Here is a 16603-nt window from a genome sequence, read left to right as displayed (position 1 = left end):
TTACTGGGAGGAATTGAGATGAAATTGAACAGAAGACATTTTCTGGGAGCGTCGGTCGCAACCGTCGCGACGCTGAGCGCCCCAACGGTCATCGGGCAGGGCAAGCCGCGTGTGGTCGTCGTGGGCGGCGGCGCAGGCGGCGCGACAGCGGCCCGCTATATCGCCAAGGACAGTCAGGGTGCTATCGACGTGACACTGGTTGAACCCACGCGGGCCTATTTCACCTGCTTTTTCTCAAACCTCTACCTGGGCGGATTTCGCGAACTGGACAGCCTGGCCCATACTTATGGCAGGTTGGCGCAGGGCGGGGTGAACGTGGTGCATGACTGGGCCGTCGCCATAGACCGCGAAGCGCGCACTGTCAGCTTGGCCGGGGGTGGGGTGCTGGCCTATGACCGGCTGATTTTGGCGCCGGGGATCGATTTTGTCGACGGCGCTGTGCCGGGCTGGGATATCTCGGCACAACATGCGATGCCGCATGCTTACAAGGCCGGATCACAGACCGAGTTGCTCAAGGCGCAGATCATGGCCATGCCCGAAGGCGGGGTGTTTGCCATGGTCGCCCCGCCCAATCCGTTCCGCTGTCCGCCCGGCCCCTATGAACGGGTCAGCATGGTGGCCCATCTGCTCAAGGCCAGCAATCCGAGCGCCAAGATCCTGATCGTCGATCCGAAAGAGAAATTCTCGAAACAGGCGCTGTTCGAGGAAGGCTGGCAGGCGCATTACGGCGGCATGATCGACCGGATCGGTCCCGATTTCGGTGGGGCCGATGTGCGGGTCGACCCGGCGGCGATGACGGTCGCTATCGATGGGGTGGTGGAAAAGGTGGACGTCTGCAACGTGATCCCGGCGCAAAAGGCGGGGCGAATCTGTGACATGGCGGGCATCACCGAAAACGGATGGGCACCGGTGGACGGGCATGGCATGCAAAGCCGCATGGATGAGAACATTCATGTCCTGGGCGATTCCGCGCAGCAGGGCGATATGCCCAAATCCGGGTTTTCGGCCAACAGCCAGGCCAAGGTCGCAGCGATGACCGTGCGTGGGGTCCTGAGCGGGTCAAAGGTGTTCCCGGCCAAATTCAGCAACACCTGCTGGTCGCTGATCGATACCGAGGATGGTGTCAAGGTTGGCGCAACTTACGAGGCGACCGACGAAAAGATCGCCAAGGTCGACGGGTTCATCAGCCAGACCGGCGAGGACACCGCACTGCGGCGTGCGACGTATGAAGAAAGCCTGGGGTGGTACGCCGGAATAACAAAAGATATTTTTGGCTGACCTCATGTGGCGCCCCGGTATGGCGGGGCAAGGCGCGCTGTCCTGAATGGACTCGGCGCGCCATTTGTGGTGCCAGTCAACCTATTATTGAAAAGCTGTCCGGCAATGCCCGGAGGTTATATTTTTAGGCAAGTCATTGGGAGGGAACAGAATGTTCACCGAACCAAACCGCGAGGTTGATCGCGTCTTTCCGCATTGCCCGGCCTCGGACAACGCGGCCCATGATAATGGCGCCACGATGCGCCAGTGGCACAAGGCACGCGGCTGGAGTGATGTCGGCTATCGTTACTTCATTCGCAAGAGCGGTCAGCTGGAGAACGGACGATCCATCGAACAGACGCCGGCCGCGCAGAAGGGAAACAACCGGGGAACTATTGCGATCAGCCTGTACGGATTGGACGAAGACATGCCGGTTTTGCATCGCGGGGATCGTGGCCCCGCCGTGGCCCTGCTGTAAAAGCAATTGCTGCTCAAGGATGACGGGATCTTTGGCCCCAGAACCGAAGACACCGTACGGGAGTTCCAAACCGCGCACGGTCTGGATCGTGACGGCGTGGTTGGGCCAATGACCTGGAAAAAGATCCTGGGCAACGATCAGATCGAACATTTCGACGAATAGAAACAGGGCCTGCGAAGGTCCGATTTGCGATGCGCCACAACCGCTGCGGTGCGTGCAGCCCCTTGCAGCCCCCGGATGGCGATACTAAGACTCTGCTAACCGATCACCGGGTATGGTCCCGATCCATCCAGAACAGCAGGCAGGCACAGATGTTTGATCCCACAGAAACCTATATGAATACGCTCGTCCCGATGGTGGTCGAACAGACAAGCCGGGGCGAACGCGCCTATGACATTTTCTCGCGGCTGCTGAAGGAACGGATCATTTTCATCAACGGTCCGATCCACGACGGCATGAGCCATCTGGTGGTCGCGCAGCTGCTGCATCTTGAGGCCGAGAACCCATCCAAGGAAATCAGCATCTATATCAACAGCCCCGGCGGTGTGGTGACCAGCGGCCTGTCGATCTATGACACCATGCAATACATCAAGCCCAAGGTCAGCACCCTGTGCATCGGTCAGGCTGCCTCGATGGGGTCGGTTCTGTTGGCCGGGGGCGAGCCGGGAATGCGCTTTTCGCTGCCCAACAGCCGGATCATGGTGCACCAGCCCAGCGGCGGCTTTCAGGGCCAGGCCAGCGACATCATGATTCACGCGGCCGAGACACAAAAGCTGAAGGATCGGTTGTACGACATTTATGTCAAGCACACTGGCCAGACCAAGAAGGCGGTTGAAAAGGCGCTGGATCGGGATAACTTTATGTCCCCTGAGGAAGCCAAGCAATGGGGGCACATCGACGAGATCGTGTCCAATCGCGACAAGGGCGACGACGCGGGGGCGTAAGCCCCCTCGATCTTCCGGGGCGGCGTGGTGGCATCGTGGTGCATCACGTTTTGCGATTGTGATGATTTGATCGCTGGCCTAAGCTGCCCGGTAGTGGGTGAAACCGTCCTGTAGATCACGGGGCGACGTCGAAAACGAAGCCGGAAAGGTTAACCATGGCAACGAACTCGAGCGGCGACAGCAAGAATACGCTCTACTGCAGCTTTTGCGGCAAGAGCCAGCACGAAGTGCGCAAGCTGATCGCAGGCCCAACCGTATTCATCTGTGACGAATGCGTCGAACTGTGCATGGATATCATCCGCGAGGAAACCAAGGCCAGCGGGCTGAAGGCAACCGACGGTGTGCCGACGCCCAAGGATATCTGCGAAGTTCTGGATGATTATGTGATTGGTCAGGCCAATGCCAAAAAGGTGTTGTCGGTGGCGGTGCACAATCACTACAAACGCCTGAACCATGCCCAGAAGGCAGGCAGCGATATTGAGCTGGCGAAATCCAATATCCTGCTGATCGGCCCGACCGGTTGTGGCAAGACGTTGCTGGCCCAGACGCTGGCGCGCATTCTGGATGTGCCGTTCACCATGGCAGATGCGACCACCCTGACCGAAGCCGGTTATGTGGGCGAAGATGTCGAGAACATCATTCTCAAGCTGTTGCAGTCCAGTGAATACAATGTCGAACGGGCGCAGCGCGGCATCGTCTATATCGACGAGGTCGACAAGATCACCCGCAAGTCCGAAAATCCGTCGATCACCCGCGACGTGTCGGGCGAGGGCGTGCAGCAGGCGTTGCTGAAGCTGATGGAAGGCACGGTTGCCAGCGTGCCGCCGCAGGGCGGGCGTAAACATCCGCAGCAGGAATTCCTTCAGGTGGACACCACCAATATCCTGTTCATCTGTGGCGGTGCTTTTGCCGGGCTGGACAAGATCATTTCGGCGCGTGGCAAGGGCAGCGCGATGGGCTTTGGTGCCGATGTGCGCGACAATGACGACCGTGGCGTCGGCGAAGTTTTCACCGATCTCGAACCCGAGGATCTGTTGAAATTCGGTCTGATCCCGGAATTCGTCGGTCGCCTGCCGGTTCTGGCAACGCTTGAAGATCTGGACGAAGATGCGTTGGTTACGATCCTGACCAAGCCCAAGAACGCTCTGGTCAAGCAGTATCAACGCCTGTTCGAGTTGGAAGACACGGAATTGCAGTTCACTGACGATGCGCTGAGTGCAATTGCCAAGCGCGCGATTCAGCGCAAGACCGGTGCGCGCGGGTTGCGCTCGATTCTCGAAGATATCCTGCTGGATACGATGTTCGAATTGCCGGGGTTGGACAGTGTGACCAAAGTGGTGGTGAACGAAGAGGCGGCCAATTCCGATGCCGCGCCGCTGATGATCCACGCGGAGGCCGAAAAGGATTCGGCTTCGGCGGGCTGATAGGTGGCGATCCAGCGGATCTCGTCCGGTGGAGAATTCGAGACCAAGGTGGGCTATTGTCGTGCCGTGGTCGCCGGCGGTTTCGTACATGTCGCCGGCACCGTGGGGCAGGGGGACACCGTGGTCCAGCAATGCCGCAGTGCGCTGGGTATCATCGAAGCGGCACTGACCCGTGCGGGTGTCGGTTTCGCGGATGTGGTCCGCGTGACCTATATGTTGCCCGACCGGGCCGAGTTCGAACCTTGCTGGCCAATTTTGGCGGGCGTGTTTGGCGATCATCCGCCCGCCGCAACCATGATTGAATGCGGTTTGATCGATTCGAAGTACCGGATCGAGATCGAAGTAACCGCCGTGGTGCCGGGCTGATCCGGGGCGGTTCGGGTGCCGCCGTGCGGGGGCCACAAAGACCGGCGGGTGTGGCGTATCGGTATCTGGACCTTGGGCGCGAATTGCGTCATATCGAACCGTAAGCTAATCGGAGACAGCCATGAGCATTCTGAACTCGATCTTGCGCGCCTTTACCTGGTGGAATGGGCAGACTCTGAACACGCAGATTTTCACCTGGCGCAAAGGTATCAAGGTGGGCGAGGATGATCAGGGCAACGTGTTCTACAAGAACACGGATGACAGCAAGCGTTGGGTCATCTTCAACGGCGAAGTCGAAGCAAGCCGGATCAACCCGGATTGGCATGGCTGGCTGCACCGCACCTGGGACGAACCGCCGACGGACAAGCCGCTGGCGCACAAGGTGTGGGAAAAGCCATATCACGAGAATCGGACAGGCACAGCCATGGCCTATGCTCCGGCAGGATCGCTGCGCCGAGCAGACCCGGCCCCGCGCCGCGATTACGAGGCGTGGACCCCGGAATAGCGGGCGCAACAGACGGAGCGCGAGATGTCGCATAACACCACCGAAATTCTGGTCGGAGGAGCGGTCTTGGCCGGTGCCTTGGCATTTGCCGTCTACGCGGGACAGGCGACGGGCCTGTCCGGCACGACCAGCGGATATGAGTTGAACGCCAGTTTTCGCTCGCTCGAAGGCGTGGCCGTGGGGACCGATGTGCGGCTTGCGGGTGTCAAGATCGGCACCGTTACGGATGTCGTTCTAAACCCGCAAACCTATCGTGCCGATACCCGGTTTTCGGTGAAGCAGGGCATCGATGTGCCCGACGACAGCGCCGCCATCATCGCCTCGGAGGGATTGTTGGGGGGCAATTTTCTGGAAATCGTGCCGGGCGGATCAGAGTTCTACTTTGAGCCGGGCGATGTGGTCGAAGACACCCAGGGCGCAGTCAGCCTGATTTCACTATTGATCAAATTTGTGGCGGGCAGCGGGGAAGAGAGTTGATCCGCATTCTGGGCGCCGGTTTGTTGGGTCTTGGCCTGTCGCAGTCGCTGACGGCAGAACAGCAGGCGCAATCCGGTGCCGGTGCGATCCTGCGCGGGTTGGACAAGGTCAACGGACAAACCATTGATGTCCAGGTGCCGACCGGCGGGCTGAGCGAAATGTTCGGCCTAACCGTCGAGGTGGCCGATTGCCGTTATCCTGCGGATAACCCGACTGGCGACGCTTTTGCCTTTTTGACCATTCGCGATACCGGCCAACGCAAGGTACGGTTTCAGGGCTGGATGATTGCATCGTCCCCGGCGCTGAACGCGCTTGATCACAGTCGCTATGACGTCTGGGTGTTGCGCTGTATCAGCTGACAAGGGGAGGGCACCGACGGGGCGGTGAAATCGGCGGGCTGTGCAATCGCCGTGTCCAGCCGACGGTGATATTCAGAGCGCCCGATTTCGATGCCGCCGAGGCTGGCCAGATGTTCGGTCAAAAACTGTGTATCAAACAGCGTGAAACCCGCCTGCCGCAACCGATCCACCAGATAGGCCAGAGCGATCTTTGACGCGTCGGTACGCCGCGAGAACATGCTTTCACCAAAGAATGCGGCACCTATGGCGACGCCGTAGACGCCGCCTAACAATTCGTCGCCATCCCAGACTTCTTGCGAATGGGCATGCCCGGACTCATGCAGGGCGATATAATGCTGCCGGATCTCGGAGTTGATCCAGGTTTCCGCGCGGTCGGCACACCCATCCACGACACCGGCAAAATCGCGGTTGATCGCAATGTCGAACCGGCAGCTGCGCAGGCGGCGGCGCAACGAGCGTGAGATATGGAACCCGTCCAGCGGAATGATCCCGCGCGATTTGGGATCGACCCAGAAAATCTCGGCGTCGTCGCGGTGTTCGGCCATCGGAAAAATCCCGACCGCATACCCCCGCAGCAACATTTCCGGAGTCAGCGTCATGCCTGCGGCCCCAGCCTAGCCACGAACCACCAAACGGAGCACCGGCTTATCCGTCGCCAAGGTGTGTTTGCAGCCAGTGTTCCAGCCAATGGATATTGTAATTTCCGCTGTGGATATCCGGTTCCTGCAACAGCGCGTGAAACAGCGGCACGGTGGTATCGACGCCGTCAACAATCAGTTCACCCAAGGCCCGGTTCAGCCGTGCCAGCGCCTCGGGGCGGTCGCGGCCATGAACGATAAGCTTGCCGATCAGGCTGTCGTAATAGGGGGGGATTGCATAGCCGTCGTACAGGGCGGAATCCATCCTCACACCCAACCCGCCGGGGGCGTGATACTGGGTAATCCGACCCGGACAGGGAGTGAAGTTCGGCAGCTTTTCGGCGTTGATCCGCACTTCGATGGCATGGCCATTGAGGATAAGGTCGTCCTGAGTAAAAGACATTGGCAGTCCGGCGGCGACCCGGATCTGTTCACGGACCAGATCGACGCCGAAGATGCCTTCGGTCACGGGATGTTCCACCTGCAGGCGGGTGTTCATCTCGATGAAATAGAATTCGCCGTTTTCATACAGGAACTCGATGGTGCCCGCGCCGATATAGTTGATCTTGGCCACGGCGTCCGCACAGACTTTGCCGATCCGTGCGCGTTCTTGCGGGCTGATAGCGGGGCCGGGGGCTTCTTCGAACACTTTCTGGTGACGCCGTTGCAAAGAACAGTCGCGCTCGCCCAGATGCACGGCTTGGCCCTTGCCATCGCCGAATACCTGAATTTCGATATGGCGCGGCGTGGTCAGGTATTTCTCGATATAGACCTCGTCATTGCCGAAGTTGCTTTTGCCCTCGGCGCGCGCGGTCTGAAAGGCCGATTTCATGTCGGCGGCGGTTTGCGCCACTTTCATGCCCTTGCCGCCGCCGCCGGCAGTGGCCTTGATGATGACAGGATAGCCGACTTCAGCCCCGATGCGTTCGGCGTCTTGCAATGTCGCTACGCCACCGTCGCTGCCCGGAACGCAGGGCACACCCAGCGCCTTCATCGTGTCCTTGGCGCTGATTTTGTCACCCATGACGCGGATATGCTCGGCGGTCGGGCCGATGAAAGTCAGCCCGTGGTCTTCGACGATCTGCACGAAATTGGCATTTTCGGACAGAAACCCATAGCCAGGGTGGATGGCCTGCGCGCCGCTGACTTCGCAGGCAGAAATGATAGCGGGAAAGGACAGATAGCTTTGCGGGCTGGGCGGCGGGCCGATACAGACGGATTCATCGGCCATGCGCACGTGCATCGCGTCGCTGTCGGCGGTGGAATGCACGGCGACCGTGGCAATGCCCATTTCCCGTGCCGCGCGGACCACACGCAGGGCGATCTCTCCGCGGTTGGCGATCAGTATCTTGTCAAACATGCGGATGCCCTATTCGATGATGACCAGCGGGGTGCCATATTCCACCGCTGCGCCGTCTTCGATCAGGATGCGTTTCACGGTGCCCGATTTGGGGGCCGGAATATGGTTCATCGTCTTCATGGCCTCGACGATCAGCAGGGTATCGCCTTCGCTGACGCTGGCACCGGCGCTGATGAAGGCCGGTGCATCCGGTTCCGGCTGCATATAGACCGTCCCGACCATCGGCGACAGTACCGCGCCGGGGTGGCCCGCCGGATCGTCGGCTTCCGCGACCGGGTCGGCGAGCGGTGCAATCGCAGCCGGTGCAGCGGCTGGTGCGGCAAGGGCGACTGCCGTCGGGGCGTTGGCGGACAAACGGCTGACGCGAACATTCAAGCTGTCATCTTCGCCATAGTCGCGTTTGACTTGCAACTCCGTAAGGTCGTTTTCGCGCAGCAACTCGGCCAAGGCCTTGATGAATGCCACGTCCGACTCGTGTTTGGTGTCTGTCATGATGTCCTCGACCGGTTCCGCTGTGCCCGTCTGTCGTGCGGGATTTCCTCGTAGACGGCTTATAGGCCAAGGTGAAGCCGGTGAAAAGCGCCCATGGGTGCCAGTATTGCGGTTGGTCAGTTCTGTGAAATTGAAGGTGGCGGCAAATGATGCCTGATATCGACCGCCAACAGAGCGTGTCTGGATGACCGACGGAATGATGGGCCGAGCCGCACGGATAGGTGAGGGGCATCGATGAACCGGGCAACTGGTTATCGACAGGCGCAACCGCATCCGCGCCGCCGGTTCTGTCCCTGGAGCGCGAGATGGTTGCGGACTATGGCGGGTTTCACGACTGCGCCGCCCGCCTGGCGCAACGGTTGCGGGATAACGGTGTGACCGAGGCTTCGGTGGTTGGGCCGCCGCATCCGGACTGGGAGAAATCGTCGTGGCCTTTGTGGTCGGCGATGCCCAATGGCCCGACCCGGACCGGCTGTGTGTGGATAACATTGCGCGTTTCAAGCGCCCGAAACGCTATCTTCGGCTGCTGGAATTGCCCAAGAACACCTATGATAAAATGCTTAGGCCCGAGTTGCGAAAGATGCTGGAGGACAAAACCTGACCGATTTAACAGGCTAGACAGCGCTGGTGACCGGATCGGTTCAGGGTATCGGGCTGTCTATCGCCAAGGCATTGGCCGGGGCCGGGGGGGGGCGAATTGCCGTGCATGGGCTGGCCGGGGATGCGCAGATCGAAAAAGCCTGTGCGCAATTGAAACGGGCAGGTGCGCCGCAGGCCGAGTTCCTTGCCGTGGACCTGCGCCACCCGGCGCAGATCGCCGAGCGTCTGGTGGCGTTCGATGGCAACCGCGAGGCCGTGGTTGCCGATCCGGAGAAGGAAAACAACCCGGCTTGCTCGGGTCGGAACCTGCAGAGATTGGCGTTCTGACCCTGTGGCTGTGCGGTTCGATAGCGCATAACGTCACGGGCACAGCCATTCCGGTGGATGGTGGCTGGACCGCACAATAATGGTGGCGGGCCGGGGGCGGAACCTGCGTCAGTCGCGCGGCGATTGCTCCAGTTCACGTGCCTGTTGGTCAAGGATCTCCATGATCTTGATCTGCATGACCGAAGGGGGGGCGGTCTTGAGGCCGTCGTCGGTGCCCTGTTGCCCGGACTGATAGTCGCGTGATGCCTCGCTTTCGGCTGGCGGATCGACGTGTTGTGCCGTGCTGGCCTTGGCCCTGTCGGGCGGCAGCGATGCGGGATGGCCGGTCGGCTGCGGTGCCATGACCGGCAGTGCGATAGGGATATTCATTTGGTTGCTCCGTTTCTTCGTGGAGCCCTCACCCGGCAACATTCTGGGCCGGGAGAGATTAACGATGTCTGAATCGGTGCGGATTTGCGACTGAAATGGTGAACGGACGGCTTGGAATGCGCGATGTATTTTTGGCGAATTTGATCGATACCGTTGGCAGTGTGCGCAGAAATTCAGATTGCGAGATATTCTGAGCGCAGTTCCTCGTTCTCAAGAACCTCGGCGGCGGAACCATCAAAGACGATGCCACCGGTGTCCAGGATCACGGCCCGATCCGCCAGTTCCAGGGCCCGCACGGCGTTCTGTTCCACAATCACGGTGGTCATGCCCTGTTCCTTGATGTGCATGAGCGTCTTTTCGATCTCGTCCACGATAACGGGCGCCAGTCCCTCATAGGGCTCGTCCAGCAGCAACACCTTGATGTCGCGCGCCAGGGCACGGGCAATCGCCAGCATCTGCTGTTCTCCACCTGACAAGGTGACCCCTTCCTGGCCGCGCCGCTCGCCCAGTCTGGGGAACAATTCGTAGATGCGGTCGATCGACCAACCAACGGGCGGTGCAATCTGTGCCAGCTTGATGTTTTCCTCGACGGTCAGGCCGGCAATGATGCGGCGGTCTTCGGGCACCAATCCCAGACCCACAGCGGCAGCCTGGTGGCTGGCCATCTTGTGAAGGGGCTGGTGATCGAGCCAGATCTCGCCGTGCCGCAATTGCGGATCGCCCAACCGGGCAATCGAGCGCAGCGTCGAAGTCTTGCCCGCACCGTTGCGTCCCAGCAGGGCCAGGATCTCGCCCTCGTGGACGTTAAAGCTTATGCCCTGCACGATGTAGCTCTCGCCATAATAGGCATGCATGTCCCAGACCGACAGAAAGGCGGGGGCTGTCTGTGCCAGATTCGCGTTCTTGGAAAAGTCCGGTTTGACGTTCATGGGTCTTGTCCTTTAAGCGCTTTCGCCCAGATACGCTTCGCGCACCTTGGGGTTTCCACGGATATTTTCGGGGGCGTCCTCGACCAGAGGTGTGCCCTGGGCAAGCACGGTAATCCGGTCGGCCAGAGAGAACACCACATGCATGTCATGCTCGATGATCGCGATGGTGATGTCGCGTTCGTCCTTGATCTGCTTGAGCAGGTCGATGGTGTTGTTGGTATCCGCCCGCGCCATGCCGGCGGTGGGCTCGTCCAGCAGCAACAGGCGGGGCTCCTGGGACAGGCACATGCCGATTTCCAGACGCCGCTTGTCGCCGCGTGACATCGAGGCCGCATGCATTTCCCGCTTGTCGATCATGTTCATGTCTACCAGCATCTGCTCGGCTTTTTCGACGACATCCCGTTGCGAAGCGATCGCGGCGATGGCGTTCAATTCGAACGATCCGTCCCGTTTTGCGAAACAGGGGATCATCATGTTTTCCATCACCGACAGATCGCCAAAGATTTCGGGGGTTTGAAAGACGCGGGAAATGCCCATCTGGTTGATCTCGTAAGGCGCGCGGCCCAGGACCGACTGGCCGTCGAACATGACACTGCCGGTGTCTGGAATGAGCTTGCCCACCAGACAGTTCAGCAGCGTGGATTTCCCTGCGCCATTGGGGCCGATGATCGCGTGGACGGTGTTTTCCGCCACTGAAAGGTTCACATCTCCCAGCGCCTGCAGCCCCCCAAAGCGCTTGTTGACGCCTTTGACTTCAAGGATACCCATGGTCGTTCTCCCTATTCCGCTGGCTTGGTTTTGCCGTTGGCCTTTTCTGCATCGTCTGTATTGCGACGACGAATCCAGGCCGAGATCCGCTGGCCGCCTTCGACCAGCCCACCGGGCAGAAAAATCACTACCATCATGAACAGCAAACCCAGCGTCAGGTGCCAGCCCTTGCCGATGAAAGGATGGACGATGAACACCATGAAATCTTCCAGCCCGTCCGGCAGGAAGGCAAACCATTGATGCAGCACGGTATCGTTGATCTTGGAAAAGATGTTCTCGAAGTATTTGATGAAACCTGCGCCCAGAATAGGGCCAATCAGCGTGCCCGCGCCGCCCAGGATCGTCATCAGAACGACTTCGCCGCTGGCGGTCCACTGCATGCGCTCGGCCCCGGCGAGCGGGTCCATCGACGCCATCAGCCCTCCGGCCAGACCGGCATACATGCCCGAGATGACAAACGCCGCCAGGGTATAGGGACGGGTGTTCAGGCCGGTATAGTTCATCCGCTGCTGGTTGGACTTTACCGCTTTGAGCATCAGGCCAAAGGGCGAGCGGAAGATACGGATCGACAAGTATACGGCGATCAGCATGATCAGCGCGCACATGTAATAGCCTGCGTTAAAGTCAAAGGACCAGTGCCCGATGTCCAGTGTATAGGTCGAGCGCATTTCCAGTCCGAACAGGTTTGTGGCCGTCGGGCTGTCCGGTCCCATCAGGTACTGTGGATCGTCGTTATAGACCTGAAGTCCGGTTTCGCCATTGGTGATCGGCGTCAGCACCGAATAAGCCAGCGCAAACGACATCTGAGCGAACGCCAGAGTCAGGATCGAGAAATAGATACCCGAGCGGCGCAGCGATATATAGCCGATGACCACCGCAAACATCCCCGAAACGATGACCGCCAGGATGATGGCGGGCAGGACATTCATGCTCAGCAGCTTGAACATCCACACGGCCGAATAGGAACCTACGCCCAGAAAGGCGGCATGACCAAAGGACAGATACCCGGTCAGTCCAAACAGGATGTTGAAGCCGACGGCAAAGATGCCAAAGATCACGAACCGCTGCATCAGGTCGGGATAGCCGGCATTGAACTGCGCCATGGCCGATCCTTCGGGGAACGGGTTCAGGATGAAGGGGGCAAACAGGGTCAGAATGGCGACCGCGATCAGCAGGGTGGTGTCGCGTTTGTTCAGTCCAAGCATGGGTTATTCCTCCATCACGCCTTTGCGGCCCATCAGACCCCGCGGGCGGGTGAGCAGAATGATGATTGCAACCAGATAGATTATGATCTGGTCGATGCCGGGCAGCAGAGTCTTGACCTCGTTCATCGAGGCGAAACTTTCCAGGATACCCAGCAGGAAACCGGCAAGCACCGCGCCTGGCAGGCTGCCCATGCCGCCGACCACCACGACGACAAACGACAGCACCAGGAAATCCATTCCCATGTGATAGTTCGGCGAATTGATTGGCGCATACATCACTCCCGCCATGCCGGCCACGGCGGCGGCAATGCCGAACATGATGGTAAAGCGGCGGTCGATGTTGATGCCCAACAGGCCCACGGTTTCCCTGTCTGCCATTCCGGCACGCACCACCATGCCAAAGGTGGTGAACTGCAAAAAGGCAAATACAGCGCCGATGATGAGGGCCGAAAAGCTGAAGTAAACCAGCCGCCAGTAGGGATAGATGATCACGTTGGGATCAAAGCCCAGCAGCATGCCAAAATCGAACGATCCGCGAAACACTTCGGGGGCGGGGGTCGGGATCGGATTGGCGCCATAGAAGTATTTGATGATTTCCTGCAGCACGATGGCCAGGCCAAAGGTCACGAGGATCTGGTCGGCATGGTCGCGCCGGTAGAAATGCTTGATCAGCCCGCGTTCCATGATAAAGCCGATTGCGACCATGATCGGGATCGAAAACAGGATCGCCAGCGGAACCGACCAGTCGATGATAGCCGATCCGATTTCGGGGCCGAACCAGCGTTCGATATAGGTGTTTTCGACCTTGAGCGGGTTGCCCAGGAAATCGGTCCTGGTCTCGTCGATGGTGATGTAACTGATGGTCAGGATCTTGTTCAGCGTTACGGCGCAGAACGCCCCTATCATGAACAGGGCCCCATGGGCAAAATTGACCACGCCCAGGGTGCCGAAGATCAACGTCAGGCCAAGCGCAATCAGCGCATAGGCCGATCCCTTGTCCAGTCCGTTAAGAATTTGCAGGATAATTGCGTCCATTGTCCCACCCTCGGGTTATGGCTGGCGGTGCTCCGCATGTGCGGAGGTCCGGCCGCGCAAGGCGCGCGACCGGTATGTTTTGGCTTATGCGCCGGGATTGCACTCGCCCAGCTGGCCGCCTGCAAACATGGGGTGATCCGGCTCGTACCAAACCTGGGCGGTCGGGGTGATCTCGACAACTTCGAGCAGGTCATACTCGTTCGTTGGGTTTTCCTTGCCGCGCATGACCAGAACGTCCTTGAAGCACTGGTGATCGGCGGAGCGATACAGGGTAGGGCCATTGCCCAGGCCATCGAACACAAAGCCGCTGTTGGAGGGCGAATCTATGCCGGGCAGCGAACTGCTGTCGCCTTCGAGCGCCTCAACCACCGCGCAGGGGTTGAACGAGCCCGCGCGCTGGACCGCATCCGCATACAGCAAGGCCTGCGCATAACAGGTCTGTGCGGCGTTGGACGGCGGGAAGCCGTATTTGGTGCCAAAGGATTTAACAAAGGCCTTGGTGCCTTCGTCCTGTAGTGTCCAGGACCAGTTGGTCGATCCCAGAATACCCTGAATATTGGCGCCCGCGCCTTTGGCCATCAGTTCCGAATAGAGCGGAACAACGATTTCGAACTGCTTGCCGTTGGCCATCTTGTCGCGCAGGCCGAACTGCACCGCGTTGGTCAGCGAATTGACCATGTTGCCGCCATAGTGATTGAGCACCAATACATCTGCACCCGAGTTCAGGACCGGCGCGATATAGCTGCTGAAATCGGTCTGGGCCAAGGGGGTGAGAACGTTGTTGACTGTCTCCCAGCCCACGGCCTCGGTGGCGGCTTGGATCGACTCCTGCTGGGTCCAGCCCCATGTGTAATCGGCGGTCAGATGATAGGCCTTGCGATCCGCTCCCAGAACTTTTTCCAGCACCGGTGCCAGTGCAGCACCGGACATGTAGGCGTCAAAGAAGTGACGGAAACCGTTGGCCTTCTTGTCCTTGCCGGTGGTGTCGTTGGAGTGGGTCAGACCGGCCATGAAGATCACGCCAGCTTCCTGACACAGACCCTGAACGGCGACGGCCACACCCGAGGACGAACCGCCGGTGATCATGATGGCGCCGTCTTTTTCGATCATCGACTTGGCCGAGGCACGCGCGGCGTCGGATTTGGTCTGGGTGTCGCCGGTGACGAACTTGACCTCCTTGCCCAAAATACCGGTGCCATCCAGCGCTTTGGAGCTGAATGTGTTCAGGCAACCGCCGTCACCCTTGCCGTTCAGGTGCTCGACCGCCAGTTCATAGGCGCGCAGTTCGTCCAGACCTTCGTCGGCATAGGGGCCGGTCTGGGGCACATTGAAGCCCAGCGTCACGGAACTGCCGGTAGGGTTATTGGTGAAGGCCGAGGCCGACGAGGCGGTAAAAATCGTCGGCAGTGCAAGGCCTGCACCGCTGGCGGCACCGGTCCTGAGCACGCCACGGCGCGTAAAGTTCGACTTGGACATTCATTCCTCCCATTTCGCAAATTGTGCGGCGCGCCCTCCCTCTGCGCGCTGCACGGGCACTTTTGTGCAAAATCAGTATTGGGGACGGTTGGAAAATTTCGCAATAAGCCCCTTGATTGTCACATTTATTTTGTAAATAAATACACAGTGTCGATGGGGGATTTGTAAAATTCCTTATGTCGCAGTGCAGAAAGCCGTTGATATGCCGTTGAAAAGAGCCCGGGGTCGAAATGGCGCGTGACACCCTGACAGGAAGCCGTATTCGCGAGCGGCGTTCAATCGCAGGCTTAAAGCAGGCCGATCTTGCACGGCAGGTGGGAATATCGGCGTCGTACCTCAACCTGATCGAGCACAACCGTCGCAGAATCGGTGGCAAGCTGCTGTTGAACATCGCGCATGAACTGGGAGTCGAGCCGTCGATGCTGACCCAGGGGGCCGAGGCGGCGCTGATTGCGACCCTGCGCGAAGCGGCGGCGGATGCCGGGGCCGTGGCCGCGGAGATCGATCACGCCGACGAATTCGCCGGCCGTTTTCCGGGGTGGGCCGAGGTGCTGGCGGGCGAGCACCGGCGCATTGCCTCACTCGAGCGTACGGTGGAAACACTGGCGGATCGGCTGACCCATGACCCGCATCTTGCCGCGTCGCTGCACGAAGTGCTGTCGACCGCGACGGCGATCCACTCGACGGCGTCGATCCTGGCCGAAACGGGAGAACTCGAGGCCGAATGGCGCGACCGGTTCCATCGGAACCTGAACGAGGAAAGCCGGCGGCTGGCGGAAAGCAGCAAGGCATTGGTGAGCTATCTTGACGAGAGCGGTGATGCCGACGACCGGCGGGGTGTGCCACAGGAAGAGGTTGAGGCCTTTGTGGTGGCGCGGGGGCACCATTTTCCCACGCTCGAGACAGGCACCGCCGACCCGGAAAGCCTGATCCGCGATGCGCCCGAGTTGACCTCTCCTGCAGCCCGGACGATCACGCGGGAGGTTCTGGGGCGGTATTGCAAAGATGCTCAGGCGATGCCGCTGGCCGCCTTCTTGGATGCGGTCAAGGCGCTGGGGCCGGATCCGCTCGCTCTGTCGGCGCGTTTTGGCACGGATCTTGCGGCGGTGTTCCGTCGGATGGCGACCATGCCGCAGGGGGTCTTGCCCTGGGATGTCGGTCTGGTGATTTGCGATGCGTCTGGCAGTATTGTCTTTCGCAAGCAGATCGAAGGGTTCGCCTTGCCCAGATACGGGGAATCCTGCCCGCTGTGGCCGATGTTCACCGCGCTTGGCCGGCCTCTGGTACCGATCCGGCGCCGGGTGTCGCAGATGGGGCGGTCGGTGATGCTGTTTGATTGCCTTGCTGTAGCCCAACCGGTTGGTGCGCCGGACTTCGAGGCCGATCCGTTGTACCAGTCAACCATGCTGATCCTGCCGGTAAAGGGCGGCGATGGGGCGGAAAATGCGGCGCAGCCGGTTGGCAGCAGCTGCCGGGTCTGCACGCGCACCAAGTGCCGTGCCCGTCGCGAGCCTTCGATCCTGAGCGAAGGGTTTTGACAGTGCCACAATGGCAAGGTTAGGTTGGATTAAAAGCAATAATCTTGCGTGGCCGC

General features: G+C 59.8%; 21 protein-coding genes. 12 read left to right on the top strand and 9 right to left on the bottom strand.

What is annotated here, in order from left to right; translation table 11 throughout:
• Window positions 1-18: 18 nt before the first annotated feature.
• From NANH_RS0107415 to NANH_RS0107375, 9 genes are all read left to right on the top strand, one after another.
• Window positions 19-1278, top strand: a complete 1260-nt coding sequence (locus NANH_RS0107415; RefSeq protein WP_027261444.1) for an NAD(P)/FAD-dependent oxidoreductase — start codon at window positions 19-21, stop codon at window positions 1276-1278.
• Between the two features lie 151 nt (window positions 1279-1429).
• Window positions 1430-1735 (top strand): peptidoglycan recognition protein family protein, encoded by a 306-nt coding sequence (locus NANH_RS25760; protein WP_051372280.1) that lies wholly within the window; start codon window positions 1430-1432, stop codon window positions 1733-1735.
• A gap of 6 nt (window positions 1736-1741) precedes the next feature.
• Window positions 1742-1897 (top strand): peptidoglycan-binding domain-containing protein, encoded by a 156-nt coding sequence (locus NANH_RS27860; protein ID WP_081710440.1) that lies wholly within the window; start codon window positions 1742-1744, stop codon window positions 1895-1897.
• Between the two features lie 149 nt (window positions 1898-2046).
• The gene (locus NANH_RS0107400) at window positions 2047-2679 is read left to right on the top strand and encodes an ATP-dependent Clp protease proteolytic subunit (RefSeq protein WP_027261443.1); all 633 of its coding nucleotides are present in this window, start codon (window positions 2047-2049) and stop codon (window positions 2677-2679) included.
• A 155-nt stretch (window positions 2680-2834) separates the two neighbouring features.
• Window positions 2835-4103, top strand: coding sequence for an ATP-dependent Clp protease ATP-binding subunit ClpX (gene clpX, locus NANH_RS0107395; RefSeq protein WP_027261442.1), 1269 nt, complete (start codon window positions 2835-2837; stop codon window positions 4101-4103).
• Between the two features lie 3 nt (window positions 4104-4106).
• Window positions 4107-4469 carry a RidA family protein gene (locus NANH_RS0107390; protein ID WP_027261441.1) on the top strand — a complete coding sequence of 121 codons (363 nt, stop codon included), beginning with the start codon at window positions 4107-4109 and terminating at the stop codon, window positions 4467-4469.
• Between the two features lie 121 nt (window positions 4470-4590).
• Complete coding sequence (locus tag NANH_RS0107385; RefSeq protein ID WP_027261440.1) at window positions 4591-4974, top strand: NADH:ubiquinone oxidoreductase subunit NDUFA12; 384 nt, start codon at window positions 4591-4593, stop codon at window positions 4972-4974.
• A gap of 24 nt (window positions 4975-4998) precedes the next feature.
• Window positions 4999-5451 carry an outer membrane lipid asymmetry maintenance protein MlaD gene (gene mlaD, locus NANH_RS0107380; RefSeq protein WP_027261439.1) on the top strand — a complete coding sequence of 151 codons (453 nt, stop codon included), beginning with the start codon at window positions 4999-5001 and terminating at the stop codon, window positions 5449-5451.
• Window positions 5451-5810 (top strand): DUF2155 domain-containing protein, encoded by a 360-nt coding sequence (locus NANH_RS0107375; RefSeq protein ID WP_036050594.1) that lies wholly within the window; start codon window positions 5451-5453, stop codon window positions 5808-5810. Before mlaD ends, NANH_RS0107375 begins: the two co-directional genes overlap by 1 nt.
• On the opposite strand, the gene aat is transcribed toward NANH_RS0107375, so the two are convergent.
• The 3 genes from aat to accB are packed head-to-tail and all read right to left on the bottom strand — an operon-like array spanning window position 5777 to window position 8300.
• Window positions 5777-6409 (bottom strand): leucyl/phenylalanyl-tRNA--protein transferase, encoded by a 633-nt coding sequence (aat, locus tag NANH_RS0107370; protein WP_027261437.1) that lies wholly within the window; start codon window positions 6407-6409, stop codon window positions 5777-5779. The two genes, NANH_RS0107375 and aat, sit on opposite strands and share 34 nt — an antisense overlap.
• 46 nt (window positions 6410-6455) lie before the next feature.
• A complete protein-coding gene (gene accC / locus NANH_RS0107365) occupies window positions 6456-7808 on the bottom strand; it encodes an acetyl-CoA carboxylase biotin carboxylase subunit (protein ID WP_027261436.1) in 1353 nt (450 codons plus the stop codon).
• A 9-nt stretch (window positions 7809-7817) separates the two neighbouring features.
• The gene (gene accB / locus NANH_RS0107360; RefSeq protein WP_027261435.1) at window positions 7818-8300 is read right to left on the bottom strand and encodes an acetyl-CoA carboxylase biotin carboxyl carrier protein; all 483 of its coding nucleotides are present in this window, start codon (window positions 8298-8300) and stop codon (window positions 7818-7820) included.
• A 427-nt stretch (window positions 8301-8727) separates the two neighbouring features.
• Here accB and NANH_RS28445 point away from each other — a divergent pair, with 427 nt between their 5' ends.
• Both NANH_RS28445 and NANH_RS0107350 read left to right on the top strand, forming a co-directional pair.
• Window positions 8728-8901, top strand: a complete 174-nt coding sequence (locus tag NANH_RS28445; protein WP_139236299.1) for a long-chain fatty acid--CoA ligase — start codon at window positions 8728-8730, stop codon at window positions 8899-8901.
• Window positions 8902-8927: 26 nt separating this feature from the next.
• Window positions 8928-9227, top strand: coding sequence for an SDR family NAD(P)-dependent oxidoreductase (locus tag NANH_RS0107350; RefSeq protein ID WP_027261434.1), 300 nt, complete (start codon window positions 8928-8930; stop codon window positions 9225-9227).
• 108 nt (window positions 9228-9335) lie between these two features.
• On the opposite strand, the gene NANH_RS0107345 is transcribed toward NANH_RS0107350, so the two are convergent.
• The 6 genes from NANH_RS0107345 to NANH_RS0107320 form a co-directional block, all read right to left on the bottom strand.
• Window positions 9336-9596 (bottom strand): hypothetical protein, encoded by a 261-nt coding sequence (locus tag NANH_RS0107345; RefSeq protein ID WP_027261433.1) that lies wholly within the window; start codon window positions 9594-9596, stop codon window positions 9336-9338.
• Window positions 9597-9769: 173 nt separating this feature from the next.
• On the bottom strand, window positions 9770-10525 hold the full coding sequence (locus NANH_RS0107340; RefSeq protein ID WP_027261432.1) for an ABC transporter ATP-binding protein: 756 nt from the start codon (window positions 10523-10525) through the stop codon (window positions 9770-9772).
• A 12-nt stretch (window positions 10526-10537) separates the two neighbouring features.
• The gene (locus tag NANH_RS0107335; protein ID WP_027261431.1) at window positions 10538-11293 is read right to left on the bottom strand and encodes an ABC transporter ATP-binding protein; all 756 of its coding nucleotides are present in this window, start codon (window positions 11291-11293) and stop codon (window positions 10538-10540) included.
• Window positions 11294-11304: 11 nt separating this feature from the next.
• Window positions 11305-12498 (bottom strand): branched-chain amino acid ABC transporter permease, encoded by a 1194-nt coding sequence (locus NANH_RS0107330; protein WP_027261430.1) that lies wholly within the window; start codon window positions 12496-12498, stop codon window positions 11305-11307.
• A 3-nt stretch (window positions 12499-12501) separates the two neighbouring features.
• Window positions 12502-13533 carry a branched-chain amino acid ABC transporter permease gene (locus tag NANH_RS0107325; protein WP_027261429.1) on the bottom strand — a complete coding sequence of 344 codons (1032 nt, stop codon included), beginning with the start codon at window positions 13531-13533 and terminating at the stop codon, window positions 12502-12504.
• Between the two features lie 84 nt (window positions 13534-13617).
• Window positions 13618-15009 (bottom strand): substrate-binding protein, encoded by a 1392-nt coding sequence (locus NANH_RS0107320; RefSeq protein ID WP_027261428.1) that lies wholly within the window; start codon window positions 15007-15009, stop codon window positions 13618-13620.
• A gap of 230 nt (window positions 15010-15239) precedes the next feature.
• Here NANH_RS0107320 and NANH_RS0107315 point away from each other — a divergent pair, with 230 nt between their 5' ends.
• Window positions 15240-16547, top strand: coding sequence for a helix-turn-helix domain-containing protein (locus NANH_RS0107315; RefSeq protein ID WP_027261427.1), 1308 nt, complete (start codon window positions 15240-15242; stop codon window positions 16545-16547).
• Window positions 16548-16603: the final 56 nt, after the last annotated feature.

This window comes from Sedimentitalea nanhaiensis DSM 24252, assembly GCF_000473225.1.
In the GTDB taxonomy this organism is placed as follows: domain Bacteria; phylum Pseudomonadota; class Alphaproteobacteria; order Rhodobacterales; family Rhodobacteraceae; genus Sedimentitalea; species Sedimentitalea nanhaiensis.
Note: the sequence above shows the minus strand (reverse complement) of the source record. Positions and strands in the feature narration are given on the sequence as shown.

Coding starts and splice junctions, on each gene's coding strand:
- NANH_RS25760 (WP_051372280.1), top strand. CDS start 1,430: ATGTTCACCGAACCAAACCGCGAGGTTGATCGCGTCTTTCCGCATTGC.
- NANH_RS0107325 (WP_027261429.1), bottom strand. CDS start 13,533: ATGGACGCAATTATCCTGCAAATTCTTAACGGACTGGACAAGGGATCG.
- NANH_RS0107385 (WP_027261440.1), top strand. CDS start 4,591: ATGAGCATTCTGAACTCGATCTTGCGCGCCTTTACCTGGTGGAATGGG.
- NANH_RS0107330 (WP_027261430.1), bottom strand. CDS start 12,498: ATGCTTGGACTGAACAAACGCGACACCACCCTGCTGATCGCGGTCGCC.
- NANH_RS0107335 (WP_027261431.1), bottom strand. CDS start 11,293: ATGGGTATCCTTGAAGTCAAAGGCGTCAACAAGCGCTTTGGGGGGCTG.
- NANH_RS0107345 (WP_027261433.1), bottom strand. CDS start 9,596: ATGAATATCCCTATCGCACTGCCGGTCATGGCACCGCAGCCGACCGGC.
- NANH_RS0107340 (WP_027261432.1), bottom strand. CDS start 10,525: ATGAACGTCAAACCGGACTTTTCCAAGAACGCGAATCTGGCACAGACA.
- accC (WP_027261436.1), bottom strand. CDS start 7,808: ATGTTTGACAAGATACTGATCGCCAACCGCGGAGAGATCGCCCTGCGT.
- mlaD (WP_027261439.1), top strand. CDS start 4,999: ATGTCGCATAACACCACCGAAATTCTGGTCGGAGGAGCGGTCTTGGCC.
- NANH_RS0107320 (WP_027261428.1), bottom strand. CDS start 15,009: ATGTCCAAGTCGAACTTTACGCGCCGTGGCGTGCTCAGGACCGGTGCC.
- accB (WP_027261435.1), bottom strand. CDS start 8,300: ATGACAGACACCAAACACGAGTCGGACGTGGCATTCATCAAGGCCTTG.
- aat (WP_027261437.1), bottom strand. CDS start 6,409: ATGACGCTGACTCCGGAAATGTTGCTGCGGGGGTATGCGGTCGGGATT.
- NANH_RS0107400 (WP_027261443.1), top strand. CDS start 2,047: ATGTTTGATCCCACAGAAACCTATATGAATACGCTCGTCCCGATGGTG.
- NANH_RS0107315 (WP_027261427.1), top strand. CDS start 15,240: ATGGCGCGTGACACCCTGACAGGAAGCCGTATTCGCGAGCGGCGTTCA.
- NANH_RS0107415 (WP_027261444.1), top strand. CDS start 19: ATGAAATTGAACAGAAGACATTTTCTGGGAGCGTCGGTCGCAACCGTC.
- clpX (WP_027261442.1), top strand. CDS start 2,835: ATGGCAACGAACTCGAGCGGCGACAGCAAGAATACGCTCTACTGCAGC.